Origin of the sequence: Agrobacterium sp. DSM 25558, from assembly GCF_900100825.1 — a bacterium.
Lineage (GTDB): Bacteria > Pseudomonadota > Alphaproteobacteria > Rhizobiales > Rhizobiaceae > Agrobacterium.
Genome location: NZ_FMUD01000011.1, coordinates 77,746 through 100,749 on the forward strand (window position 1 = coordinate 77,746; position 23,004 = coordinate 100,749).

Sequence of the window (23,004 nt, forward strand, 5' to 3'; positions counted from 1 at the left end):
TATTCATGCAAGACGCAGACAACGATAATGGCGGTGAAAACCGCAGGACGCTTTCTCCTGCTGCAGAACGTGCGCTGAAAGAAGCGGAAGAGCGCCGCCGAGAGGCAAGAGCGCTGGAGTTACCGCCGGAATCAGGCGGCCGCGGCGGGCCGGAGCCGGTACGTTTCGGCGACTATGAAATCAAAGGTCGCGCAATCGATTTTTAAGCGAAATCCGGTTAAAAAAAGGGGAAACCCAAATCGATTTCCCCATAATATTCAAATAGTTGATGTTATTTTTGTTCCAGAAGGCGGCACACTGCCTCAAGCTGGTCAAGCGTGCGGTAATTGATACGAATATGGCCGCCCGAGCCTTTGTGATTGATTTTCACATCAAGACCCAATGCATCGGCCAACGTCCGCTCAAGCGCGATCGTATCGGAATCTTTTTCATTCTCGGATTTGCGTGAATGAGTCGGATCCAGTTGCGACCGGATATCGGCCTGCGCCATACGCTCGGCGTCACGAACAGAAAGACCTTTCGCAACAATCGAGCGGGCCAGATAGGTCGGATCAGATGTCGAAACCAAAGCACGCGCGTGACCGGCCGATAATGATCCTTCCGCCAGCATATCGCGAACAGGGTCCGGCAGCTTTAGAAGACGGAGGCTGTTAGCAACATGACTGCGGCTTTTACCGATGATCTCACCGAGATCGTTCTGGGTATAGCCATGTTCAGCGATCAACTGGTCGTAACCGAGAGCCTCTTCCAATGGATTGAGGTCGGAACGCTGGACGTTTTCAACGATAGCGAGCTCAAGTGCGGTGCGATCATCCACATCGCGGACGATAACGGGAACTTCCGTAAAGCCTGCGAGCTGCGCAGCCCGCCAACGGCGCTCACCGGCAATGATCTCATAGCGGTCCTGGCTCGTCGTCCTGACGACAACAGGCTGCACGATACCATGCTGCCGGATTGACGAGGCAAGATCCTGGAGTTCGCTTTCGTCAAAATGACGACGCGGGTTGCGTGGGCTTCGTGAAATGAATTCGATGGGAATCGTGCGGTCGGCACTCACAGCCCTTTGTGGCTCGCCCACAGGAAGAGGTTGGTCCATCTCTCCAATCAGCGCTGCGAGGCCGCGCCCGAGACGGCGCTTCGAAAGATCATCGCTCATATTCAACTCCACAAAACCCGCACAAACGCCGCATGAATACTCGTCATGTTTGCGCTGTGATGCTTATTCGTTACCTATCAAGCGGCTTTTCGCAAACGCTCACGTTGTATGACTTCAGAAGCCAACTGGAGATAGGCTTGGGAACCCGCGCATTTGAGATCGTATAGGATCGCTGGTTTACCATAGGAGGGCGCTTCGGACACGCGGACATTCCGAGGAATGAGCGTGTGGTACACCTTCTCTCCAAGATGGGTGCGCACGTCGTTAACGACCTGCTGCGCCAGATTGTTGCGCGAATCGAACATCGTCAGCACGATACCTTGGATATCCAGGGCAGGATTGACCGTGCCACGAATCTGATTGACCGTATCCAGCAACTGGCTGAGCCCCTCAAGCGCAAAGAACTCGCATTGCAGCGGAACAAGCACAGAATGCGCTGCCGCCATAGCATTCATTGTCAAAAGATTGAATGAGGGCGGGCAATCGACCAGAATGTAAGAATAGGCGCGGGCATCATTGGCTTGCAGCGCGCTGCGCAAAAAGAAAACACGGTTTGCAGCATTGGCGACTTCCATTTCGAAACCAAGCAGATCCATGGTCGACGCGACAATATCAAGATTTGGCACTGCCGTAGGCACAGCCACTTCCGCAACGGAATTGGTGCCGACGAGAAGATCATAAGACGAAAGCTTACGAGACCGCCGATCTATGCCCAAACCGGTGCTTGCATTGCCCTGGGGGTCGAGATCGACAACGAGGACACGTTCACCAATAGCAGCAAGTGCTGTGGCAAGGTTTATGGCCGTCGTCGTTTTACCGACGCCACCCTTTTGGTTCGCGATCGTGATTATCCGGTTTTTTTCGAACATGATGCCGCACCTGACTTGGTAAATCAGCTTTTCGAGGCAAGACGGCTAATTTCAAGAACAACAGAGCTCGCTTCGACGCTGCTTTGATGTCTTAACAGATCGAAATCCCAACGACCACGCGCTTTTTGCACCTCAGCCTCGTAATCCCGACCTTTGTTCAGATAACAGCGCAAATTTTCGTTGGTAGTGCTCCATGGATGAATGTAATCCATTAATAAATCAAGCTCGGCCAGTGCTCTGGCGGATATTGCGTCACAGGATGCTATTGCCGAAGGTGCAGCTTCGATTCGAATGGGATGGACCGAACCCCGGGCACCTGTCTCTTTAAGCGCAACGCGGAGAAATCCAGCCTTTTTATTGTTGCTCTCGACGAGGTGAACCCAACCGTTTTGAAGTTCAGCCAAAAAAATAGCCGTTATGATACCTGGAAATCCGCCGCCACTTCCCAAATCCACCCAGACTTGAGGCTTTGGAGAGAGCTGGAAAATTTGCGCACTGTCAGCGATATGGCGTGACCACAGTTCACCGAGCGTGGAGGGTGCAACAAGGTTGGTCGTCGCATTCCATTTTTTGAAAAGCTCGACAAATAGCTCAAGCCGCTCTTGTGTTTCACGTGAAACACTTTGGCCGTTTATCATCATATTGAGACTCGTTATGGATGTGCACGCAACTTTGGAGTTTGCGTATAAGTGCCTTTTTTCACTAACGCAAGAATCAATGAGACGGCTGCGGGCGTCATTCCATCGATGCGACCGGCCTGAGCAATATTTTCAGGGCGAGCCTTCTGAAGTTTCTGCTTCAATTCATTGGAAAGGCCAGACAACGTAGAAAAATCAAAATCATCCGGGATTTTTCGATCTTCGTCCCGTTTGATGTCGACAATGTCAGCACTCTGCCGCTGCATATAGACGGCGTAACTTGCTTCGATTTCCAAGACTTCCCCAACCTTCGGCGATATCTGATGAAAATCGGGCCAAATCGCAGTAAGGGTGTGCAATGTAATTTCCGGATAGGACAGCAGCTCGTACGCTGACCGCTTCTGTCCGTCTTGGTTAAGCTTCAATCCATGCTTTGCGGCAAGAGAGGGACTGATAAAACTCTCTTTTAGGATCGAACGATCTTTGTCGAGGGCATTGATGAAGGCTTCGAATCGCTTCGCTCTTTCAGACCCAATAATGCCAGCTTTGGCACCGACAGGAGTTAGACGAAGATCTGCATTATCGACACGCAGTGATAGGCGATATTCCGCTCGGGAGGTAAACATGCGATAAGGTTCGGTGACGCCCTTGGACGTCAAATCGTCGATCATAACACCAATATAAGATTCCGTGCGGCTAAAATGGATGGGGTCAGCGCCGCTTGCAAGCAACGAAGCGTTCAGCCCTGCCACCAGGCCTTGCGCCGCAGCCTCCTCATAGCCCGTTGTACCGTTAATCTGACCTGCTAGGAAAAGCCCTGGTACCTTGCGACATTCCAGCGATGGCTTTAGTTCACGAGGATCGACATAGTCATACTCGATCGCGTAGCCCGGCTGAAGAATCTTGACACGCTCAAGTCCGGGGATCGTGTGAATGAACATTTCTTGAACAGAAGCGGGAAGGGACGTCGAAATGCCGTTCGGGTAAATCGTATCGTCGTCCAGGCCTTCCGGCTCCAGAAATATCTGGTGGCCGTCTCGCTCTCCGAAGCGGACAATCTTATCCTCGATGGAAGGGCAGTAACGCGGCCCCACGCCTTCGATCTGTCCTGAATACATGGCAGACAAATGGATATTGTCCTGAATTATCTTGTGTCCGGCCGGTGTCGTTCGGGTTACGCCACATTCGATCTGGGGATTGACAATTCTATCCGTCATAAAGGAAAACGGAACAGGATCAGCATCCGCCCCTTGGCGCTCAACTGCTGCCCAATCGATGGTTTTGCCATCGAGCCGAGCGGGAGTCCCCGTTTTCAATCTCCCCATGCTTAGGCCAGATCGAGCCAAAGTGTCAGATAGTCCGACAGACGGCTTTTCGCCAACACGTCCCGCCGGTATCTTTTCGGAACCGATATGAATCAGACCTCGCAGAAATGTGCCGCTGGTAAGAACAACGGCTGCGCAAGAAATTTTTCGACCGTCCACCAGGACGACGGCGTTGATGTTACCGTGGACGATTTCGATATCGTGGGCATCGCCTTCAACGATCGTCAGGTTTTCGATTGCAGCAATTTCTGCCTGCATGGCCTCACGATAAAGTCGGCGATCAGCCTGGGTGCGAGGACCACGAACGGCTGGGCCCTTCTTGCGGTTGAGCATGCGGAACTGAATGCCGCCAGCATCAGCCACACGGCCCATAAGACCGTCGAGTGCGTCGATCTCTCGCACGAGATGGCCCTTTCCAAGGCCACCAATGGCAGGATTGCATGACATGACGCCAATCGTATCTTTGTTGTGCGTCAACAAAGCCGTCTTGGCACCATGACGAGCCGCAGCGGCAGCGGCTTCGCTTCCGGCATGCCCACCGCCAATTACAACGACATCATATGTCATTATAAATCTCTTTATCCCTGTCGCCTCTGTTGATCAGAATGCGAATGTTTCACGTGAATCATTTACCGATACAAAATTCGGAAAATATGACGCCCAGCAAGTCTTCGACATCGACCCGGCCCGTAATCCGCCCAAGGGACGTTGCGGCCAAACGTAGATATTCCGAACGGATCGCCAAATCCATTCCTTCGGATTTCAAGGCATCACTAACATAGTTTAGCGTCTCTTCAAGACGTTTCTTATGCCTCGCCCTTGCAGGGACAAGTGTCTGGGCAACACCCACGCGTTTGGCGATCTCAAAACTAATTCTTTGACGCAGGACATCCAGCCCTGCACCGGTCTTAGATGAAATGGACATGTCAGAGTTTTGGTGTTGACCGGCTCGTCGAATATCAGCCTTCGTTTCTATCGAAATGACTGACGCCGACGAGGTCTCCTCAAATTGTTGCGGAGCCGAATCAATATCAGAAAGCAAAAGAACAAGATCAGCAGTGCTTGCGGTTTGTCGTGCACGACGAACGCCCTCAAGCTCCACGACGTCATTGGTTTCTCTTAGGCCAGCAGTATCGAAGACAGTCACCAGATAGCCGTCGATGTTAAGATCAACGCTCAAAACATCGCGCGTCGTGCCAGCAATGTCAGTGACGATAGCGATATCGCGACCGCTAAGAGCGTTCAGCAAACTGGACTTGCCGACATTCGGCGCTCCAACGAGAGCAACCTTGAACCCATCTCTGATGATTTCAGAAGAATATCCAGCATGGAGGTGGTGCTCTAGTTCATTCCGGAGGGCGGAAACATCGTTCCATACCTGCGCGGCAACGGATTCGGGAACATCCTCCTCGTCGGAAAAGTCCAGCTCTGCTTCAATCAAAGCGCGGCAACGGGTCAAGCGATGTGCCCATCCATCATAGAGTCCAGATAGACGCCCACTGGTCTGTTCGACAGCCAGACGTCGCTGCATTTCTGTTTCAGCCTTTAAAAGGTCGGCAAGACCTTCGACTTCCAGCAAGTCCATTTTGCCGTTGTCATAGGCACGCTTAGAAAATTCGCCAGGCTCCGCTGGGCGCATGCCGGGAAGGGCGTCGAGTTCGGAAAAGACAGCCTCCACGACGGCTCTGCTGCCGTGAATGTGGATTTCGGCGCAATCTTCTCCGGTAAAAGAATAAGGTGCTGGAAATTGTAGAACGAGGGCTTGGTCAAGTTCTTCATTGTTTCGGTTACGAATCGTTTTTAGCGCGGCCCGCCGAGGGGACGGCAGGGGTTCACCGATCAAAGACACCAGAGCCGTAAGCGCTGACGGCCCACTCAGTCGTAACACTGCGACGCCAGCTGGCAGAGAGCCGCTCGACAAAGCATAAATTGTATCAGTGGACTGAGACATCGAATGTTATCTCGCTAAAACAATTGGCCGCATCCGTATGAGGGACGCGGCCTTATGATCGATAATGAGGATTGATACCCAACGGATCAAGTGTTCATGGAGTCGAAGAAATCGCCATTTGTCTTGGTCTGCTTCAGCTTGTCGATAAGGAACTCGATGGCATCGGTCGTGCCCATCGGTGCCAGAATACGGCGCAGCACAAAGATTTTCTGCAAGTCCTGACGCGGAACGAGCAGGTCTTCCTTACGCGTACCAGACTTGAGAATATCCATGGACGGGAAGATGCGCTTGTCGGCAACCTTACGGTCCAGCACGATTTCAGAGTTACCCGTACCTTTGAATTCTTCAAAGATGACTTCGTCCATACGGCTGCCGGTATCGATCAGCGCCGTGGCAATGATCGTCAGCGAGCCGCCTTCTTCGATATTACGGGCGGCACCAAAGAAGCGCTTGGGGCGCTGCAGAGCGTTGGCATCCACACCACCGGTCAGAACCTTGCCGGAAGAGGGAACGACGGTGTTATAGGCGCGGCCAAGGCGTGTAATGGAGTCGAGCAGGATAACGACGTCACGGCCATGTTCGACGAGACGCTTGGCCTTTTCGATGACCATCTCAGCGACCTGAACGTGACGAACAGCCGGTTCATCGAATGTGGATGATACGACTTCGCCCTTCACCGAGCGCTGCATGTCCGTCACTTCCTCGGGACGCTCATCGATCAGCAGAACGATCAGATAGCATTCGGGATGATTGGCAGTGATGGAGTGAGCGATGTTCTGGAGAAGAACAGTTTTACCGGTTCGTGGCGGAGCGACGATCAGACCGCGCTGGCCTTTACCGAGTGGTGCAACGAGATCCATGACGCGAGCGGAAAGGTCCTTGGATGTCGGAACTTCCAGCTCCAGCTTGAAACGCTCGTTGGGATAGAGCGGCGTCAGATTGTCAAAATGGACCTTGTGACGAATTTTTTCCGGATCGTCGAAGTTGATCGTGTTGACCTTCAGCAGCGCGAAATAGCGCTCGCCTTCTTTTGGTCCCCGAATCGGGCCTTCAACGGTATCGCCCGTTTTCAAGGAGAAACGACGGATTTGCGAGGGCGAGATGTAAATATCGTCCGGGCCCGGCAGATAATTGGCATTGGCAGAACGCAGGAAGCCAAATCCATCCTGGAGAACTTCGACGACACCTTCCCCAATGATCTCGATGTCCTGACTTGCCAGAACCTTGAGGATTGCAAACATGAGCTCCTGCTTACGCATCGTGCTCGCATTTTCGACTTCCAGGGATTCGGCAAAAGTCAGCAAATCGGTTGGGGATTTGCTCTTAAGTTCCTGTAGCTTCATTTCAGCCATGAAGAGAAAGACCGTCTTTAAAAAATGTGTGTGGGGAAAGGCTTGATCGCGAATCAGGTACTGAGGGTGTCCCGCAGACGGCTGAATAATTCACATGCCATTGAGATGGGTTACGGGAAAATAGCGATTCAACCGGAAAGCCGCAAGAGGAAAGCACCAATTCCGAGAAAATTATCGTGATCGCCCGTCAGGCATAGGGTTTCACAACCACCAGTATGACTATCAGGATCATCAGAACGGTCGGAACCTCATTCATCAACCGCCAGTGACTTGCAGAACGAGTGTTCTCATCCCGTGCAAATCGCTTCACGCTTCGGCTGAAGTAGACATGGGTCGCCGTCATGAGCACGACGAAGCCGATTTTCGTATGCAGCCATCCACCGGAAAATCCATAAACCGACCAGGCCAGATAAAGGCCCAGCACCCAGGAAATCATCATCGCCGGGTTCATAATGACCTTGAGAAGCCGCTGCTCCATGATCTTGAAGGTCTCGGATGTCTCAGAGCCAGGTGCTGCATCCGTGTGGTAGATGAACAGCCGCGGAAGATAGAACAGCCCGGCCATCCACGAGATAACGGCAATGATGTGCAAAGCCTTGATCCACAGATAGGCATCCGCCGGATCGACATGCAAGACAAGCGCAACCAGCGCCACAAAAGCAGCGAGTGCCACTGCCGCCCGCAGACGGGACTTGCGGCCGGCCTTTGACGAGGTCTGCGCTTCCAAGCTCATTTTGCCACTCCGTAAGAGCGGACTCTCGATACGAGCCTTGCAACGTTTTCAGGATCAGCCTGAGGCGTAATTCCGTGGCCGAGATTGAAGATCAGTGGACCGGCCCCGAGACAGTCGAGAATGGCATCAATGCCGTCTTCCAATGCCTTACCACCCGCCACCATGCGCATCGGATCAAGATTGCCTTGCACCGGGCCGTCCTTCTGAAGGTCGCGAGCAAAGGACAACGGCACGCTCCAGTCGAGGCCGATAGCATCTGCCTTCGTCTTCTGACGGTAGTCCTTCAACAGGATACCTGCGCCTTTCGCGAAAGCGATGATCTTTGCGTTCGGTCGACGGGCTCGCACGGAGGCGATAATCCGGGCAACCGGTTTCACCGCATAGTCCTCGAACTCTTTCTCGCCCAACACACCCGCCCAGGAATCGAATATCTGGACGGCATCCGCTCCCGCATCGAGTTGCGCAACGAGATAATCGGCAGAGACCTCAGCCAAAAATGACAGCAGCTTTTCCATGGCCTCCGGGTGTTGGTAACCGAACAGACGAGCAGGGGCCTGATCCGGCGTTCCGTGTCCAGCAATCATATAGGTCGCAACGGTCCAGGGCGCACCACAGAACCCGAGCAGCGTGGTTTTCGATGGCAACTCACGCCTCAGCTTCGTGACCGTTTCAAATACCGGCGCGAGATGCGGCAGGATGTTGTCAGGTTTCAGAGCAGAGATGCCCGCAGGGTCAATCGGATGCATCGCTGGACCCTTGCCCTCGGTGAACGTGACGTTGCGGTTCAGAGCATCGGGAATGACCAGAATATCGGAAAACAGAATGGCAGCATCCAGATCGAAACGGCGGATCGGTTGGAGCGTCACCTCGGTTGCCAGCTCTGGATTATAACAGAGGTCTAGGAAACTTCCCGCCGCTTTGCGCGTTTCTCGATACTCGGGAAGGTAACGACCAGCCTGTCTCATCAGCCAGATCGGCGGAGGGGTCAGTGCCTCCCCATTCAAAACCTTCAAAACGCTACGTTCAGACATCAGCTCATCTTTTCTAAAAATAAAATAAAAGAGATTCTTAAGATTTTCTATTTCTTAGAGTCTGTGAGTAGCAAGGATTAAAATTTATCCGGCGGATATGCCGCATGTGACGCCGTTCGATTTCGACAATGACAATGGCGATACGGTGTCTGCCTGATATCCGGGATAAAGCTGAAAATATCATGATTTTCAATAAATTATGATATCATGAAATCTAAACCATCCTGTGGATAATCATTGTATCATTTTTAACAGTCTGACGTTCTCCTCACAATTCACAAGCGGGTCTTTGCTTGCTACACCAAAAGCCGATTGTGGATAAAACGCAGGTTTTGCGCCGGGGCGACCATTGCCCGCCCGAAAGTCTGATGTTGTCCACCCTTATCAACAGGGAGACGAAAACAGCGTGGAGAACCAAAAAAGCTTCTTCCATCTTCATCTGATTTCTGACTCCACGGGGGAGACTCTGATGTCGGCGGGTAGGGCGGTATCGGCGCAGTTTCACGCGGCGATGCCGCTTGAACACGTCTATCCAATGATCAGGAACCAAAAACAGCTGCAACAAGTCCTCGACAGTATCGATAAGGAGCCGGGAATCGTGCTATATACGATTGTCGATGAGCAGCTTGCGGAATTTCTTGATCTTCAATGTCACGCGATTGGCGTTCCATGCGTGAACGTTCTCGAACCTGTCATTGGTATTTTTCAGACATATCTTGGAACAGCCTCCAGACGGCGGGTTGGCGCACAGCATGCGCTTAACGCCGAATATTTCGCACGCATTGAAGCGCTGAACTTTGCTATGGATCATGATGACGGGCAGATGCCGGAAAGCTATGACGACGCGGACGTCGTGCTGATCGGTATCAGCCGGACGTCGAAGACGCCGACCAGCATCTATCTCGCCAATAGGGGTATAAAGACCGCGAATATTCCAGTCGTCCCCGGCGCTCCGCTGCCCGAAAGTCTTTATAAGGCATCCAGGCCTTTGATCGTTGGACTTGTGGCGACATCGGACCGGATATCGCAGGTGCGCGAACACCGTGAACTCGGCACGACAGGTGGCTTTGATCGAGGCCAATACATCGATCGGGCCACGATCATGGAAGAGTTGAAATATGCCCGCGCGCTCTGCGCTCGCAACAATTGGCCGATGATCGATGTGACACGGCGCTCGATTGAAGAGACGGCTGCCGCCATTCTTGCCCTTCGTCAACGGACACGCTAATCCCTTCGCCAAATTGTTCGGAGACCGTGGTTGATGAAACCAGACCTTATTCTTGCTTCTTCCAGTGCTTCGCGGCAAATGCTGATGCGCAATGCGGGTCTCAGCTTTTCCGTGCAACCCGCCGATATCGACGAGCGATCCGTCGATGCACGACTTGAGAAGGAGGGCGCGACGCCCGACCGGATCGCGGTGGAGCTTGCTAAGGCAAAAGCCCTAGCAGTCAGCGCGTTAAATCCGGATGCGATTGTTCTGGGGTGTGACCAGACGATGTCGCTCGCGGATCGAATCTATCATAAGCCTAAGGATATGACGGAGGCCCATGCAAACCTTATGTCTTTGTCTGGCAAAACGCACCGGCTGAATTGTGGTGCTGCGCTCGCCAGAAATGGTGAAATCATCTGGGATGTCGTGACGGTTGCCGACATGACGGTGCGAGAGCTGGATGCAGCTTTTGTTGATCGGCATCTGGAACGCGTCGGCACCAAAGTGCTCTCCAGCGTTGGCGCGTACCAGTTGGAGGGAGAGGGAATCCAGCTATTTACCGCAATTGAAGGCGATTATTTCACCATCCTTGGTCTGCCGCTTTTGCCTCTCTTAACAAAACTTCGAGAACTGGGCCTGATCGATGGCTGATTCACGTGAAACATTAACTATAAACACTTTTGTCACCGGCTACCCGATCACGCATTCCCGTTCGCCATTGATCCACGGGCATTGGCTAAAAACATTCGAGATCGCCGGCTCTTATAAAGCAATAGAAGTTGCGCCAGAAAATTTCGAAAAATTCATCACCGAATTGAAGTCCGACAGTGGGAGCAATTTTGTTGGCGGCAACGTCACGATCCCACACAAGGAATCCGCCTATCGATTGGCAGACCGACCGGACGACCTTGCGCAGGAGCTGGGAGCAGTCAATACCTTGTGGCTTGAGGATGGTGTTGTACATGCATCGAACACGGACGGTTACGGCTTCGTGTCCAATCTGGACGCAGCTCATACGGGATGGGACGAAACCGACAGGGCAGTGGTTCTTGGTGCGGGGGGTGCAAGTCGAGCCGTCATTCAGGCCCTCCGAGACCGAGGTATTTCCGAAATCCACGTGGTCAACCGCACGGTGGCGCGAGCCAACGAATTACGTGACCGGTTTGGTGTTCACGTATTTGCTCATTCGATGGAGGCTCTGCACGAAGTATCGAGCGGCGCGGGGCTCTTCGTCAACACGACGTCGCTGGGCATGGATGGGAGCGCAGTGCCGGACATCGATTTTTCGGGGCTGAGTAACGGTGCCGTCGTGACTGATATCGTCTATGTTCCGTTGAAGACACCCATTTTGAGAATGGCGGAGCGACAGGGCTTTTCAATTGTCGATGGGCTCGGCATGCTGCTTCACCAGGCCAAACCCGGTTTTGAGAAATGGTTTGGAAAAGTACCAAACGTGGATGAAGCGCTGCGATCACTGATCATCAAGGATATGGAACAGCACGCATGATCACCATCGGGCTGACCGGATCGATCGGAATGGGAAAGTCAACGACTGCCGAACTGTTTGCGCAGGAAGGCGTGGCGGTTTGCGATTCCGACGCTGTGGTGCATAAGCTCTATGAAGAAGAAGCTGCGCCTCTGATCGAAGACGCTTTTCCAGGGACGACGGAGGCAGGTCGCGTCAACCGCGAGAAACTCGGCCAAATTCTTCGACAAAATCCGGCTAATTTTGCAAAGCTGGAGCAGCTTGTTCATCCGCTAGTGAGGAGTAAGCAGGACGAATTTGTGGAGCGTGAACGACAGAACGGTTCTGAGTTTGCCTTGCTCGATATTCCGCTTCTGTTCGAGACCGGTGCTGAAAAGCGTGTAGATGTGATTGTCGTTATCAGCTGCGCCTCTGATATTCAGCGCCAGCGGGTTTTGTCGCGGCCTGGAATGAGCGAAGAAAAGTTCCAGATGATCCTTGCGCGGCAAATGCCAGATGAGGAAAAAAGGAAGCGTGCCGATTTCATTATTGATACCGGACGTGGGTTGGAGGATGCCCGCGTACAGGTGCAGGCGGTGCTGGTTGCCTTGCGGACCAGGCGAGACGGAAAGGTTTGACCATGCGCGAAATCATATTCGATACGGAAACAACGGGTTTGGAATCGAAGGCCGATCGCATCATTGAAATCGGTGGTATCGAGCTTTTCAATCATTTCCCGACAGGCCGGTCGATCCATCTTTATATCAACCCGGCGGACCGAAAGGTTCATCCGGATGCATTGGCGGTGCATGGCATCACCGATGAGTTTTTGCGAGACAAACCAAAGTTCGAAGAAGTCGTTCAGGAAATCAGGGATTTCTTCGAAGGTGCGCGTTGGGTCGCGCATAATGCGACATTCGATATGGGTTTCATCAACGCGGAATTTGCCCGGCTTGGAATAGGGCCGGTTTCACCGGAGCTGGTAACCGACACGCTGTCCATGGCGCGCCGCAAACATCCGATGGGTCCGAATTCGCTGGATGCGCTTTGCCGCAGATACGGTATCGACAATTCGCACCGTACAAGACACGGCGCGCTGCTCGACTCCGAACTTCTGGCCGAAGTCTATATCGAGATGATCGGCGGTCGCCAGACGGCGCTGGGATTTGGAAGCGCAGCCAAAACTCAAACGGTCAACGTCGTGGATGAGGTGCCGAGCGAACCGTTACACCGGATTAAGCCTTTACCACCGAGATTGGATGCCGAGACCGCTGCCGCGCATGGAAAACTGGTTCTAGTGATGGGCGACAAGGCGATCTGGAACAAGTATCAGCAGTGAAGATGTCTGAAGCGGGGACCAAGTTTGTTGGTTCACGCGATCCCTGGAAACGCTCACAGATTACATTGAGTGTTTGTAGACGCTCAAAAATAAACCCGGGCTTTTGACCCGGGTTCACCAACTCGTCTATGTTTTCGTAAAATCAGTTCGGAACGGCCTGAACCTTGGCGCGGGCCTGTTCTTCGGCAACGCGCTGGGCAAACATCTGAGAGAAATCGATCGGGTCGATCATCAATGGCGGGAAGCCGCCATTGCGGGTAACGTCCGCAATGATCTGGCGTGCGAAGGGAAACAGCAGGCGCGGGCACTCGATGAAGAGAACCGGCAGCATGTGTTCCTGCGGAAAGCCGGTGATGCGGAAAACGCCGCCATAGACCAGTTCAGCCACAAACAGAACCTTGTCGCCATCCTTGGCTTCTGCGTTCAGCGTCAAAACGACGTCGAAATCAGAACCGGAAATTGGGTTCGCATTGACGTTGACATTGATGTTGATGGCAGGAGCGCCATCACGGGCCTGAAGCGAGCGGGGGGCACCTGGATTTTCAAAGGACAAATCCTTGGTGTACTGCGTCAGAATATTGAGGGAAGGGTTTGCACCGTCCAGCGCACCGTTTTCAGTGGTCATACTATGTCCTCGCGGATTGAATTCTTGAAAAGCCCTCTATCATTTAGACAATAGGCTTACAACCCTTCGATATGCAGGGTGGCGTCAAGGTTTCGGCAGGTCGCGGTCGTCTCTATTCGCAGACCATGGCGACTGGTTTGGCCCATCACGGTGGAAGTCGTCATCGTCCAGAACCACCACCTTTGCAGACCCGTTATTTTGCGGACCAGTTCGAAAACCCTGGTTCTTGAACGAGCTGGCAACAACGATGCGGGGACCGATCGCTTTCCAGATGAGCGTTCTGAAAGCGGGAACGAGAAGAAGAAGACCGATGACATCGGTAATGAAGCCAGGCACGAACAACAGAATACCAGCAATAACGCGCATACCGCCATTGATCATGGCCTGCGCCGGTTCATCGCCCGAGCGACTTGCGGTTTGAAGATTGCGCACCATGCCGAGGCCGCCGGATCTGAGAATGACCAGCCCGAGGAAAGAAGTAAAAAGGATCAACGCCAGCGTGAGCCACAATCCCAGCGCCTTGCCGACGACGATGAAGCCGGCAATCTCCAGGATTGGCATCATAAGAACGATGACGGGTAAGAAAGAGAAACGCATATTGCTAGCCTTGCGTGTTACAGGTCAGTCGAGACGAAAGTTTCAAACCCGTTTTCGGAAAATTCGATGCTGGATCGGGACGATATCATCAATATGTCGACCGATGGATAGAACCGATTGAATCTGCAGGTTTGAATGATGAGCAGATGCAGACTATATGATGTGTAGAAAATTAGATTTAAATGGCGGTTTCGGTAAAAGATGGGCTCAAGCGACTTTATAACATTGTTTTTCCTTGTGGCTGCAGTGCTGATTTTTCTTCAGCTTCGCAGTGTTCTTGGCCGCCGTACCGGCAATGAGAAGCCACCAGTGGACCCTTACAGCCCGCGTGATGCCGCCAAATCTCCGGCTGACGATAACAAGGTCGTGACCTTGCCGCGCCGCGGGGAAGGTGAGGAAGAAAACCGTTTTGCAGCAATCGATGCCATCGCCCCCGTGGGTTCAGCGCTCAATGATTCACTTCGTGAACTCACAAAGACCGATCCGTCTTTCGAGCCGAAGGAGTTCCTGAACGGTGCCCGGATGGCTTACGAAATGATCGTCATGGCTTTTGCCGATGGCGACCGCAAGACGCTCAAGAACCTCCTGTCCAAGGAAGTATATGAGGGTTTCGATGCGGCGATTTCCGAGCGCGAGAGCCGTGGTGAAGTGATCAAGTCGACTTTCGTAGGCACCGAAAAGATCGATATCACCCATGCCAGCATTCGCGATTCCGAAGAACAGATTACACTGCGGATCATCAGCCAGTTGATTTCGGCCACCTATGACAAGGATGGCAAGGTTATCGATGGCGACGCGGAAAATGTCTCCGAGGTTGACGACATCTGGACCTTCTCGCGCGACATCCGTTCGCGCGATCCAAACTGGAAGCTGATCGCGACCGAATCCGAACAATGAACAGCATGGGCCGGGATTTTGCTTTAGAAGAAGTGTCGTTCGATGAACTGCCCGATTGGCAGACGGACGATCCTTCGGCGCTGTTTCCGGCCATGCACTCTGTTCTCGAACATTTGCGTCACGCCAAGCCCTATCGCACCGGAACTCTTGGTCTGGAAGCGGATGACCTTGTTCCTCTTCTGGAGAGCGCCGAAAGTGTAGATCTAACTGATGCGCTTTCTGCCCGCCGCTTCTTTGAAGCGGAGTGCCTTCCATTCAAAATATCTCCCGCATCGGGCAGAAGCGGTTTCGTCACTGCATTTTATGAGCCGGAGCTGGACGTATCGGCTACACCGGATGCGGTCTGGAAATATCCGATTTATCGTCGCCCGGCAGACCTCATCGATCTGGATGAGACCAACAGACCATCCGATATCGATCCCTATTATGCCTTCGGGCTCGAGCGAGATGGTGCGATTTCCCCATATCCTAACAGGGGAGAGATCGACCGCGGATATCTCCATGGTCGTGGTCTCGAAATTGCCTGGGCGAAATCGAAGGTCGATCTCTTTTTCGTCCATGTACAGGGTGCGGCCCGGCTTCGGTTTGCCGATGGCACGATTAAACGGATCACCTATGCGGCCAAGGCCGGTCATCCCTTCTCTCCAATCGGTCTACTTTTGCTGGACAAAGGTGAGCTCGATCCGGCTACAATCTCGATGCAGACGATCCGCACTTGGCTAGCCGACCATCCGGACCAGGTGGATGAAGTCCTCTGGCACAATCGCTCCTACATCTTTTTCCGCGAGGCGGATGTGGAGGGGTTGGAGCTTGGACCTGTTGCTGCCGCCAAGGTTCCTTTGATCACCGGTCGGTCGCTTGCGGTCGATCGGCTGATCCATACGTTTGGCTTCCCCTTTTTTATCAGTTCGAAGAGCCTCACCCATCTTGATGCTGGTCATTCCTTTGGCCGGCTGATGTTGGCACTCGATACAGGTTCTGCCATTGTCGGGCCTGCCCGCGGCGATATTTTCACGGGGTCTGGCGATGAGGCGGGAGAGCTTGCAGGCACGGTGCGCAATGACGCAGATTTTTATATACTGATACCGCGTGGAGCAGCGGAAAGGTATCGGTGATGAAGGGTGGCCGCAAGCTCGGCAAGGACGAGCGTATTTTATGGGGGAAGGTGGCCAAGACGACGCGGTTGATTTCCGGTCGTCCCGAGGATCTTCTTGCTTTTGAAACGCTGGAGGCCGAAGCCGAGGTCGTGTTGCCACCGCAGCCGGAAAAGAAACCCGGCAAACCCATACCGCCTTTCCCGCAGATGATCATCGAAACAATCCCTCAACCCTTATTGACGGAAGCAGACAAGAAGCGTTTTCACAGCCCGCTGGAAAAGCCGGTCAAACGAAAGCTGACCCGTGGACGCTTGCCGCTGGAGGCGCGCATCGATCTGCACGGGATGTTCCAGAGCGAAGCCCACGCCGTGCTTCTCGATTTTCTGATTCGGGCGCATGAGCGCGGTTTGCGCCACGTGCTGGTCATTACTGGTAAGGGCCGGTCCATGGGCAGCGATGGCGCATTGAAGCGGGCGGTGCCCATGTGGTTTTCCAAACCGGAGTATCGCTATCTCATCTCGTCCTATGAGGATGCATCGATGAACCATGGCGGCGATGGTGCGCTTTATGTGCGTCTGGCGCGGCGGCGTGGTGAGCCCTCATGACACCCTTTGCCGATGCCGTGCGAGTGCTGCGGGAAAAAAAGGGCGTTACGCAAAAGCAGATGGCGCTGGCGATTGGCGTTTCGCCTGCCTATCTCTCTGCGCTAGAACATGGGAGGCGCGGCAAGCCGAGTTTCGATCTTCTCCAGCGCATTGCCGGCTACTTCAACATCATCTGGGATGAGGCCGATGAATTATTCTCGCTGGCTGGTGCGTCCGATCCGCGTGTGGTGATCGATACGGCCGGTTTGCCGAAGGAATATACGGCGCTCGCCAACGGATTGGCGCGGAATATTCGCAAGCTGTCGCCAACTGTGATAGATGAATTGACAGAGGTGCTGCAAAAAAGCCGTTCTTGCGATTGAAACCCGCGCTATCCCCGACTTTGTGCTGGGTTTTGGCGCTCGTGGACTTTGGATATCGAGGCGGAATTTCTATAGTCACACGTCAGATTTAAAGTGATTCGCTGCCGCGCCGTTCTTGTTTTGGATGCGCTGCGACAGATACATTTGGAAAGAGTGCTTATGACTGAAACGACGTCGAGCGAAAAAAACGCCGCTAGTGCAGCCTATGGAGCCGATTCGATCAAAGTGCTCAAGGGGCTTGATGCGGTTCGCAAACGTCCCGGCATGTATATCGGTGATACCGACGATGGTTCTGGTCTGCACCACATGGTCTACGAGGTCGTGGATAACGCCATCGACGAAGCGCTAGCCGGCCACGCTGATCTGGTAACGGTTACGCTGAACGCCGATGGTTCGGTCTCTGTCACCGATAATGGTCGCGGCATTCCCACGGATATTCACACTGGTGAAGGCGTTTCGGCTGCCGAAGTCATCATGACGCAGCTGCATGCGGGTGGAAAGTTCGACCAGAACTCCTACAAGGTGTCTGGCGGTCTACACGGTGTTGGTGTTTCCGTTGTGAACGCGCTGTCGGTTTGGCTTAAGCTGCGCATTCGCCGCAATGGAAAAACCCACGAAATTTCCTTTACCCACGGTGTGGCCGACGGTCCACTGAAGGTTGTTGGTGAATATGAAGGTCGTTCTGGCACGGAAGTGACCTTCCTCGCCAGCACCGAAACTTTCACCATGACAGAATACACCTACGCAACGCTGGAACACCGGCTGCGCGAACTGGCGTTCCTGAATTCGGGCGTGCGCATTCTGTTGACCGACAAGCGTCACTCCGACATTAAGCAGGAAGAAATGCTCTATGATGGCGGTCTTGAGGCCTTCGTGCGTTATCTTGACAGGTCCAAGAAGCCGCTGGTGGACAAGCCCGTTTACATCATTGGCGAAAAAGACGGCATTACCGTTGAAGTCGCCATGTGGTGGAACGATAGCTACCATGAAAACATGCTGTGCTTCACCAACAACATCCCGCAGCGCGACGGCGGCACGCATATGGCCGGTTTCCGCGGCGCTCTGACGCGTCAGGTTACGTCCTATGCCGATAGCTCTGGCATCACCAAGCGCGAGAAGGTCTCCCTTCAAGGCGAAGATTGCCGTGAAGGTCTGACGGCCGTTCTCTCGGTCAAGGTTCCAGATCCGAAGTTCTCATCGCAGACCAAGGACAAGCTGGTTTCTTCTGAAGTCCGTCCCGTCGTCGAAAATCTCGTCAATGAAGCTCTCAGCACATGGTTCGAAGAGCATCCGACGGAGGCGAAGATTCTCGTCGGCAAGGTGGTCGAAGCTGCCATTGCCCGTGAAGCTGCCAGAAAAGCGCGTGAACTGACCCGCCGTAAGGGCGCTCTCGATATCGCATCCTTGCCGGGTAAACTGGCGGACTGCTCTGAACGCGATCCGGCGAAATCCGAAGTCTTCCTCGTGGAGGGTGACTCCGCTGGCGGTTCCGCCAAGCAAGGCCGTTCGCGTGAAACTCAGGCCATTCTGCCTTTGCGCGGTAAAATCCTGAATGTGGAACGCGCTCGTTTCGACAAGATGTTGTCCAGCCAGGAAATCGGCACGCTGATTACTGCGCTCGGCACATCCATTGGCAAGGACGAATTCAACGCCGACAAGCTGCGTTACCACAAGATCATCATCATGACCGATGCTGATGTGGACGGCGCGCATATTCGCACGCTTCTGCTGACGTTCTTCTTCCGCCAGATGCCGGAGTTGATCGAGCGCGGTCATCTCTATATTGCGCAGCCACCGCTTTATAAGGTCACACGTGGCAAGTCCGTCCAGTATCTGAAGGACGAAAAGGCGCTGGAAGAATACCTGATTTCCATGGGCATCGAAGAAGCGTCTCTGACCATCGGTTCGGGTGAAGTCCGGGTTGGTCAGGATTTGCGCGAGGTTATTCTTGATGCGGTGCGAATGCGCACGCTGATCGACAGCCTGCATTCGCGCTACAGCCGCTCCATCGTGGAGCAGGCCGCCATCGCTGGTGCACTCAATCCCGAACTGTCGGCAGACGCCAGCAAGGCCGAAGCGACCGTTGCTGAAGTCTCACGCCGTCTGGACATGATTGCCGAAGAGACGGAGCGCGGCTGGACCGGCGAAGTCATGAACGATGGTGGCTTACGTTTCTGGCGCATGGTGCGTGGCGTCAAGGAAGTCTCCACGCTGGATATGGGCTTGATGGGTTCAGCAGATGCTCGACACATCGACCAGCTGGCCACCCGCATGGGTGACGTTTACAAGACGCCGCCCGTGCTGCAACGCAAGGATGGTACGCTGACAATTTCCGGCCCGCGCTCGCTTCTTGACGCGATCTTTGCGGCAGGCCGCAAGGGCCTTTCCATGCAGCGTTACAAGGGTCTCGGTGAAATGAACGCCGAGCAGCTGTGGGAAACTACGCTCGACGCCAATGTCCGCTCGTTGTTGCAGGTTAAAATTCCAGACGCCACCGATGCCGACAGCCTGTTTGCCCGCCTGATGGGCGATGAAGTGGAGCCGCGCCGCGACTTCATCCAGGAAAACGCGCTCAACGTCGCCAATCTCGATATCTGATTTTAACCGGTGGATTGTCGAATGCGACGATTCACGTGAAACGCAATGTTAACAAAAGGCCCGGTGGATATGCTTCCACCGGGCCTTTTGTTGTTCTGTCGGTTGATAGCGACCAGCTCAATCCGCCTTGCCAGTGAAGCTTCCTTCAAACGCCACGTCGGCAAGCGGCAATCTCTCGCTTGGAACTTCGCGTGCGGCCAGTTCGTCGGGCAAGGTGCTTTTGTCAGCGATCGTACCGATGGCGACGGCTGCTTCCACGACATAGCCTTGCGGCACATTGAGAGCTTCTCCGATTTTGTCTTTAAAGATGCCCGCCATGCCATGGGCGTGATAGCCGAGATAATGCGCCTGAATCGCGAGCGAGAACCATGCAGCTCCGGCGTCGAACGAATGGGTCGTCGCAGGCTTCCTCTCGCCATCGCGCGAAATATTGTAATCACGGGAAATGACAAAGAGCAGAACCGCCGCGTTTTTGGCCCAACGCTGGTTTCCCTCCATCAGCAGGCCCACGAATTTGTCCCAGTCCGGGCTGCCTCTATGGGTGTAAACGAAGCGCCAAGGCTGGAGATTCGACGCCGATGGAGCCCAGTGCGCCGCATCGAGGATCGTCAGCAAATGTTCTTTGGGCATTGCTGCGTCCGTAAATGCGCGCGGTGACCATCGGTCCAGAAAAATGGGATCGACCGGGTATTCGGATTGGCGTGAATTACTGTAGGTCATATCATCTCCTCGACAATTTTGTGCGTCACATGGATGCAGCGTAAAGCCATGATGTGGCTTAGCCTTCATTCAATGCCACGGATAGGAGAATGCGCAAGGCCTATGTTGGTTCGCGTTTTTGACCATGAAATGGTGACAAGGATAAATAGTTCGTTCATATATGCATAATCAAATACAAGTGGGAGAGACCTTATGAAACTGATGCGCGTCGGCCAGCCCGGCCAGGAAAAGCCAGCAATCCTCGATACGGATGGAAAAGTCCGTGATCTTTCTTCACAACTGAAAGATATCGGTGGCGAGGCAATCTCGCCCGAGGGTCTCAAAAAAATCGCTGCCATTGATCTCTCTTCGCTTCCCGTTCTGGCTGGCGAGCGCGTCGGAGCCTGCGTTTCCGGAACGGGCAAATTCATTTGCATCGGTCTCAACTTTTCCGACCACGCTGCCGAAACCGGTGCCAAGGTGCCATCGGAACCGGTTATCTTCATGAAGGCCACTTCCGCCATCGTCGGCCCCGACGACAATGTCGTTATCCCGCGCGGTTCGGAAAAGACGGACTGGGAAGTCGAACTCGGTGTCGTCATCGGCAAGACGGCGAAATATGTCTCGGAAGACGATGCGCTGGATTATGTCGCTGGCTATTGTGTTTCCCATGATGTGTCGGAGCGCGCGTTTCAATCCGAGCGCCAGGGCCAGTGGACCAAGGGAAAATCCTGCGACACCTTTGGCCCAATCGGTCCCTGGCTCGTGACCAAGGATGAAGTTGCCGACCCACAAAACCTTGGCATGTGGCTGAAGGTCAATGGTGAGACAATGCAGAACGGCTCGAGCAAGACGATGGTTTATGGTGTCGCTCATGTCGTTTCCTATCTCAGCCAGTTTATGTCACTGCATCCCGGCGACGTCATCTCCACAGGCACGCCTCCCGGCGTCGGCCTCGGCATGAAGCCACAGCGTTTCCTGAAAGCTGGTGATGTGGTCGAACTCGGCATCGAAGGTCTGGGAACTCAGAAGCAAACTTTCGTCGCCGACGTTTAAGCGTCAGCCTTGGTTAGAGCCATTATCTCTGGAAGCATTTTAAGCGCTGGTGCAACTCACCAGCGCTTAGCGCATTTTGTGCATGTGCGAAAAGATGCTATTATCCTGCGAAAGACCGAGATAAACGACGGGAGGCGTTCATCCATGTTCTACCATCTTTATGAAATGAACCATGCGGCCATGGCCCCGCTGAGGGCAGGCGCAGATATGATGCGCCAGGCTTATAGCAATCCACTCAGCCCTTTATCCAATACCGCCTTTGGGCGCAGCATGGATGCTGGTTTCGAGGTATTCGAGCGATTGACCCGGCGTTACGGAAAACCTGAATTCGGGCTGTCCTCCACCGTGGTTGACGGCAAGCGCGTGAGCGTTATCGAGGAAACCGTTTGGTCGAAACCATTCTGTAATCTGGTGCGATTCAATCGTGATCTCGGCGAAAATCGCAAAGCTGAGCCAAAAATATTGATCGTCTCTCCCATGTCAGGCCATTACGCCACTTTGCTGCGTGGCACCGTGGAAGCTTTGCTCCCTTACGGCGAGATCTACATTACCGACTGGATAGATGCGCGAACGGTGCCGGTAACGGACGGCAGGTTCGATTTGGATGACTATATCTCCCACGTGATTGAGATGCTGCATCACATCGGCGAAGGCGTACATGTCGTGGCCGTTTGCCAGCCGTCCGTGCCGGTGCTTGCGGCCGTTTCCCTGATGGAAGCGGATGATGACACATGCGCTCCTGCCTCGATGACGCTGATGGGTGGGCCAATCGATACGCGTATCAATCCCACCGCCGTTAATGAGATGGCCAAAGGCAAGCCTATCGAGTGGTTTCGCGACAATGTAGTGATGCAGGTGCCATGGCCGCAGCCGGGTTTCAGCCGTTCCGTCTATCCAGGCTTTCTACAGCTCTCTGGCTTCATGTCGATGAACCTCGACCGGCACATGACGGCGCATAAGGATTTCTACCTCAATCTCGTCAAGAATGACGGGGATTCGGCGGAGAAACATCGCGAATTTTATGATGAATATCTGGCCGTGATGGATCTGACGGCGGAGTTCTATCTCCAGACGGTCGAGACGGTGTTTATCGAGCATGCGCTTCCCAAAGGCACAATGTTGCACAAGGGCAGGGCGGTCGACCCGTCCGCCATTCGACATACGGCGCTTTTCACGGTGGAAGGTGAAAACGACGATATCTCCGGTGTTGGCCAGACGAAGGCGGCGCATGACATCTGTCTCAATCTTCCAGACAGCAAGCGTGAGCATTACATGCAGCCGGATGTCGGCCATTACGGCGTTTTCAACGGCTCACGCTTCCGCAGCGATATCGTGCCGCGCATGGTGGATTTCATGCGCAAACATGAAAAGGCTGCTTAAGGATAGGCGGATAGCTTTT

At 53.8% G+C, this 23,004-nt stretch carries 24 protein-coding genes; 13 read left to right on the forward strand and 11 right to left on the reverse strand.

The genetic code is table 11. From position 1 onward, the window contains the following. The first annotated feature begins 5 nt into the window (after positions 1-5). Positions 6-206 (forward strand): DUF1674 domain-containing protein, encoded by a 201-nt coding sequence (locus DSM25558_RS11745; protein ID WP_077104946.1) that lies wholly within the window; start codon positions 6-8, stop codon positions 204-206. Between the two features lie 65 nt (positions 207-271). On the opposite strand, the gene DSM25558_RS11750 is transcribed toward DSM25558_RS11745, so the two are convergent. The 8 genes from DSM25558_RS11750 to hemE all read right to left on the reverse strand — a co-directional run bounded on the left by DSM25558_RS11750 (position 272) and on the right by hemE (position 9,055). Further along, on the reverse strand, positions 272-1,156 hold the full coding sequence (locus tag DSM25558_RS11750) for a ParB/RepB/Spo0J family partition protein (protein WP_077104947.1): 885 nt from the start codon (positions 1,154-1,156) through the stop codon (positions 272-274). Positions 1,157-1,233: 77 nt separating this feature from the next. Then, positions 1,234-2,028, reverse strand: a complete 795-nt coding sequence (locus tag DSM25558_RS11755; protein ID WP_077104948.1) for a ParA family protein — start codon at positions 2,026-2,028, stop codon at positions 1,234-1,236. Positions 2,029-2,048: 20 nt separating this feature from the next. Beyond that, the gene (rsmG, locus tag DSM25558_RS11760) at positions 2,049-2,666 is read right to left on the reverse strand and encodes a 16S rRNA (guanine(527)-N(7))-methyltransferase RsmG (protein ID WP_077104949.1); all 618 of its coding nucleotides are present in this window, start codon (positions 2,664-2,666) and stop codon (positions 2,049-2,051) included. 11 nt (positions 2,667-2,677) lie between these two features. After that, the gene (gene mnmG, locus DSM25558_RS11765; protein ID WP_077104950.1) at positions 2,678-4,555 is read right to left on the reverse strand and encodes a tRNA uridine-5-carboxymethylaminomethyl(34) synthesis enzyme MnmG; all 1,878 of its coding nucleotides are present in this window, start codon (positions 4,553-4,555) and stop codon (positions 2,678-2,680) included. Positions 4,556-4,613: 58 nt separating this feature from the next. Continuing rightward, a complete protein-coding gene (gene mnmE / locus DSM25558_RS11770; RefSeq protein ID WP_077104951.1) occupies positions 4,614-5,939 on the reverse strand; it encodes a tRNA uridine-5-carboxymethylaminomethyl(34) synthesis GTPase MnmE in 1,326 nt (441 codons plus the stop codon). Between the two features lie 86 nt (positions 5,940-6,025). Continuing rightward, positions 6,026-7,291: a transcription termination factor Rho gene (gene rho, locus DSM25558_RS11775; RefSeq protein WP_103587028.1), complete on the reverse strand. Its 1,266-nt coding sequence runs from the start codon at positions 7,289-7,291 to the stop codon at positions 6,026-6,028. A 187-nt stretch (positions 7,292-7,478) separates the two neighbouring features. Next, a complete protein-coding gene (hemJ, locus tag DSM25558_RS11780) occupies positions 7,479-8,024 on the reverse strand; it encodes a protoporphyrinogen oxidase HemJ (protein WP_077104952.1) in 546 nt (181 codons plus the stop codon). After that, positions 8,021-9,055 carry a uroporphyrinogen decarboxylase gene (gene hemE / locus DSM25558_RS11785; RefSeq protein WP_077104953.1) on the reverse strand — a complete coding sequence of 345 codons (1,035 nt, stop codon included), beginning with the start codon at positions 9,053-9,055 and terminating at the stop codon, positions 8,021-8,023. Before hemE ends, hemJ begins: the two co-directional genes overlap by 4 nt. 406 nt (positions 9,056-9,461) lie before the next feature. Here hemE and DSM25558_RS11790 point away from each other — a divergent pair, with 406 nt between their 5' ends. The 5 genes from DSM25558_RS11790 to dnaQ are packed head-to-tail and all read left to right on the forward strand — an operon-like array spanning position 9,462 to position 13,069. Further along, a complete protein-coding gene (locus DSM25558_RS11790) occupies positions 9,462-10,283 on the forward strand; it encodes a pyruvate, water dikinase regulatory protein (RefSeq protein WP_077104954.1) in 822 nt (273 codons plus the stop codon). 33 nt (positions 10,284-10,316) lie between these two features. After that, positions 10,317-10,916, forward strand: coding sequence for a Maf-like protein (locus DSM25558_RS11795; RefSeq protein ID WP_077104955.1), 600 nt, complete (start codon positions 10,317-10,319; stop codon positions 10,914-10,916). Further along, positions 10,909-11,772, forward strand: a complete 864-nt coding sequence (locus DSM25558_RS11800) for a shikimate dehydrogenase (RefSeq protein ID WP_077104956.1) — start codon at positions 10,909-10,911, stop codon at positions 11,770-11,772. The genes DSM25558_RS11795 and DSM25558_RS11800 overlap by 8 nt, the downstream gene beginning before the upstream one ends. Beyond that, positions 11,769-12,368, forward strand: coding sequence for a dephospho-CoA kinase (gene coaE / locus DSM25558_RS11805; RefSeq protein WP_077104957.1), 600 nt, complete (start codon positions 11,769-11,771; stop codon positions 12,366-12,368). Before DSM25558_RS11800 ends, coaE begins: the two co-directional genes overlap by 4 nt. A 2-nt stretch (positions 12,369-12,370) precedes the next feature. Continuing rightward, positions 12,371-13,069 (forward strand): DNA polymerase III subunit epsilon, encoded by a 699-nt coding sequence (gene dnaQ / locus DSM25558_RS11810; RefSeq protein ID WP_077104958.1) that lies wholly within the window; start codon positions 12,371-12,373, stop codon positions 13,067-13,069. A 142-nt stretch (positions 13,070-13,211) separates the two neighbouring features. On the opposite strand, the gene secB is transcribed toward dnaQ, so the two are convergent. Together secB and DSM25558_RS11820 are read right to left on the reverse strand one after the other, a co-directional pair. Then, on the reverse strand, positions 13,212-13,694 hold the full coding sequence (secB, locus tag DSM25558_RS11815; protein ID WP_077104959.1) for a protein-export chaperone SecB: 483 nt from the start codon (positions 13,692-13,694) through the stop codon (positions 13,212-13,214). Between the two features lie 84 nt (positions 13,695-13,778). After that, a complete protein-coding gene (locus DSM25558_RS11820) occupies positions 13,779-14,291 on the reverse strand; it encodes an FxsA family protein (RefSeq protein WP_077104960.1) in 513 nt (170 codons plus the stop codon). 201 nt (positions 14,292-14,492) lie between these two features. Here DSM25558_RS11820 and DSM25558_RS11825 point away from each other — a divergent pair, with 201 nt between their 5' ends. From DSM25558_RS11825 to gyrB, 5 genes are all read left to right on the forward strand, one after another. Then, positions 14,493-15,188, forward strand: coding sequence for a Tim44/TimA family putative adaptor protein (locus DSM25558_RS11825; protein ID WP_077104961.1), 696 nt, complete (start codon positions 14,493-14,495; stop codon positions 15,186-15,188). 5 nt (positions 15,189-15,193) lie between these two features. Next, positions 15,194-16,303, forward strand: coding sequence for a murein transglycosylase A (locus DSM25558_RS11830; protein ID WP_077105011.1), 1,110 nt, complete (start codon positions 15,194-15,196; stop codon positions 16,301-16,303). Beyond that, complete coding sequence (locus DSM25558_RS11835) at positions 16,303-16,890, forward strand: Smr/MutS family protein (RefSeq protein WP_077104962.1); 588 nt, start codon at positions 16,303-16,305, stop codon at positions 16,888-16,890. The genes DSM25558_RS11830 and DSM25558_RS11835 overlap by 1 nt, the downstream gene beginning before the upstream one ends. Further along, positions 16,887-17,252 carry a helix-turn-helix domain-containing protein gene (locus tag DSM25558_RS11840; protein ID WP_077104963.1) on the forward strand — a complete coding sequence of 122 codons (366 nt, stop codon included), beginning with the start codon at positions 16,887-16,889 and terminating at the stop codon, positions 17,250-17,252. Before DSM25558_RS11835 ends, DSM25558_RS11840 begins: the two co-directional genes overlap by 4 nt. 159 nt (positions 17,253-17,411) lie before the next feature. Continuing rightward, on the forward strand, positions 17,412-19,850 hold the full coding sequence (gene gyrB / locus DSM25558_RS11845; RefSeq protein WP_077104964.1) for a DNA topoisomerase (ATP-hydrolyzing) subunit B: 2,439 nt from the start codon (positions 17,412-17,414) through the stop codon (positions 19,848-19,850). A gap of 117 nt (positions 19,851-19,967) precedes the next feature. Here gyrB and DSM25558_RS11850 read toward each other — a convergent pair whose 3' ends face one another. After that, a complete protein-coding gene (locus DSM25558_RS11850; protein WP_077104965.1) occupies positions 19,968-20,570 on the reverse strand; it encodes a nitroreductase family protein in 603 nt (200 codons plus the stop codon). A 192-nt stretch (positions 20,571-20,762) separates the two neighbouring features. Here DSM25558_RS11850 and DSM25558_RS11855 point away from each other — a divergent pair, with 192 nt between their 5' ends. Together DSM25558_RS11855 and DSM25558_RS11860 are read left to right on the forward strand one after the other, a co-directional pair. Then, a complete protein-coding gene (locus DSM25558_RS11855; RefSeq protein WP_077104966.1) occupies positions 20,763-21,605 on the forward strand; it encodes a fumarylacetoacetate hydrolase family protein in 843 nt (280 codons plus the stop codon). 144 nt (positions 21,606-21,749) lie between these two features. Then, entirely contained in the window at positions 21,750-22,985 is a 1,236-nt protein-coding gene (locus tag DSM25558_RS11860) for a polyhydroxyalkanoate depolymerase (RefSeq protein WP_077104967.1), read from the forward strand. Positions 22,986-23,004: the final 19 nt, after the last annotated feature.

What these genes read in the sequence shown, in the direction of transcription:
- gyrB (WP_077104964.1), top strand. Translation starts at nt 17,412, where the DNA reads ATGACTGAAACGACGTCGAGCGAAAAAAACGCCGCTAGTGCAGCCTAT.
- DSM25558_RS11835 (WP_077104962.1), top strand. Translation starts at nt 16,303, where the DNA reads ATGAAGGGTGGCCGCAAGCTCGGCAAGGACGAGCGTATTTTATGGGGG.
- DSM25558_RS11840 (WP_077104963.1), top strand. Translation starts at nt 16,887, where the DNA reads ATGACACCCTTTGCCGATGCCGTGCGAGTGCTGCGGGAAAAAAAGGGC.
- secB (WP_077104959.1), bottom strand. Translation starts at nt 13,694, where the DNA reads ATGACCACTGAAAACGGTGCGCTGGACGGTGCAAACCCTTCCCTCAAT.
- DSM25558_RS11750 (WP_077104947.1), bottom strand. Translation starts at nt 1,156, where the DNA reads ATGAGCGATGATCTTTCGAAGCGCCGTCTCGGGCGCGGCCTCGCAGCG.
- DSM25558_RS11820 (WP_077104960.1), bottom strand. Translation starts at nt 14,291, where the DNA reads ATGCGTTTCTCTTTCTTACCCGTCATCGTTCTTATGATGCCAATCCTG.
- rsmG (WP_077104949.1), bottom strand. Translation starts at nt 2,666, where the DNA reads ATGATGATAAACGGCCAAAGTGTTTCACGTGAAACACAAGAGCGGCTT.
- DSM25558_RS11855 (WP_077104966.1), top strand. Translation starts at nt 20,763, where the DNA reads ATGAAACTGATGCGCGTCGGCCAGCCCGGCCAGGAAAAGCCAGCAATC.
- DSM25558_RS11825 (WP_077104961.1), top strand. Translation starts at nt 14,493, where the DNA reads ATGGGCTCAAGCGACTTTATAACATTGTTTTTCCTTGTGGCTGCAGTG.
- DSM25558_RS11745 (WP_077104946.1), top strand. Translation starts at nt 6, where the DNA reads ATGCAAGACGCAGACAACGATAATGGCGGTGAAAACCGCAGGACGCTT.
- mnmE (WP_077104951.1), bottom strand. Translation starts at nt 5,939, where the DNA reads ATGTCTCAGTCCACTGATACAATTTATGCTTTGTCGAGCGGCTCTCTG.
- DSM25558_RS11850 (WP_077104965.1), bottom strand. Translation starts at nt 20,570, where the DNA reads ATGACCTACAGTAATTCACGCCAATCCGAATACCCGGTCGATCCCATT.
- rho (WP_103587028.1), bottom strand. Translation starts at nt 7,291, where the DNA reads ATGGCTGAAATGAAGCTACAGGAACTTAAGAGCAAATCCCCAACCGAT.
- hemE (WP_077104953.1), bottom strand. Translation starts at nt 9,055, where the DNA reads ATGTCTGAACGTAGCGTTTTGAAGGTTTTGAATGGGGAGGCACTGACC.
- mnmG (WP_077104950.1), bottom strand. Translation starts at nt 4,555, where the DNA reads ATGACATATGATGTCGTTGTAATTGGCGGTGGGCATGCCGGAAGCGAA.
- DSM25558_RS11860 (WP_077104967.1), top strand. Translation starts at nt 21,750, where the DNA reads ATGTTCTACCATCTTTATGAAATGAACCATGCGGCCATGGCCCCGCTG.
- coaE (WP_077104957.1), top strand. Translation starts at nt 11,769, where the DNA reads ATGATCACCATCGGGCTGACCGGATCGATCGGAATGGGAAAGTCAACG.
- dnaQ (WP_077104958.1), top strand. Translation starts at nt 12,371, where the DNA reads ATGCGCGAAATCATATTCGATACGGAAACAACGGGTTTGGAATCGAAG.
- DSM25558_RS11795 (WP_077104955.1), top strand. Translation starts at nt 10,317, where the DNA reads ATGAAACCAGACCTTATTCTTGCTTCTTCCAGTGCTTCGCGGCAAATG.
- hemJ (WP_077104952.1), bottom strand. Translation starts at nt 8,024, where the DNA reads ATGAGCTTGGAAGCGCAGACCTCGTCAAAGGCCGGCCGCAAGTCCCGT.
- DSM25558_RS11830 (WP_077105011.1), top strand. Translation starts at nt 15,194, where the DNA reads ATGGGCCGGGATTTTGCTTTAGAAGAAGTGTCGTTCGATGAACTGCCC.
- DSM25558_RS11800 (WP_077104956.1), top strand. Translation starts at nt 10,909, where the DNA reads ATGGCTGATTCACGTGAAACATTAACTATAAACACTTTTGTCACCGGC.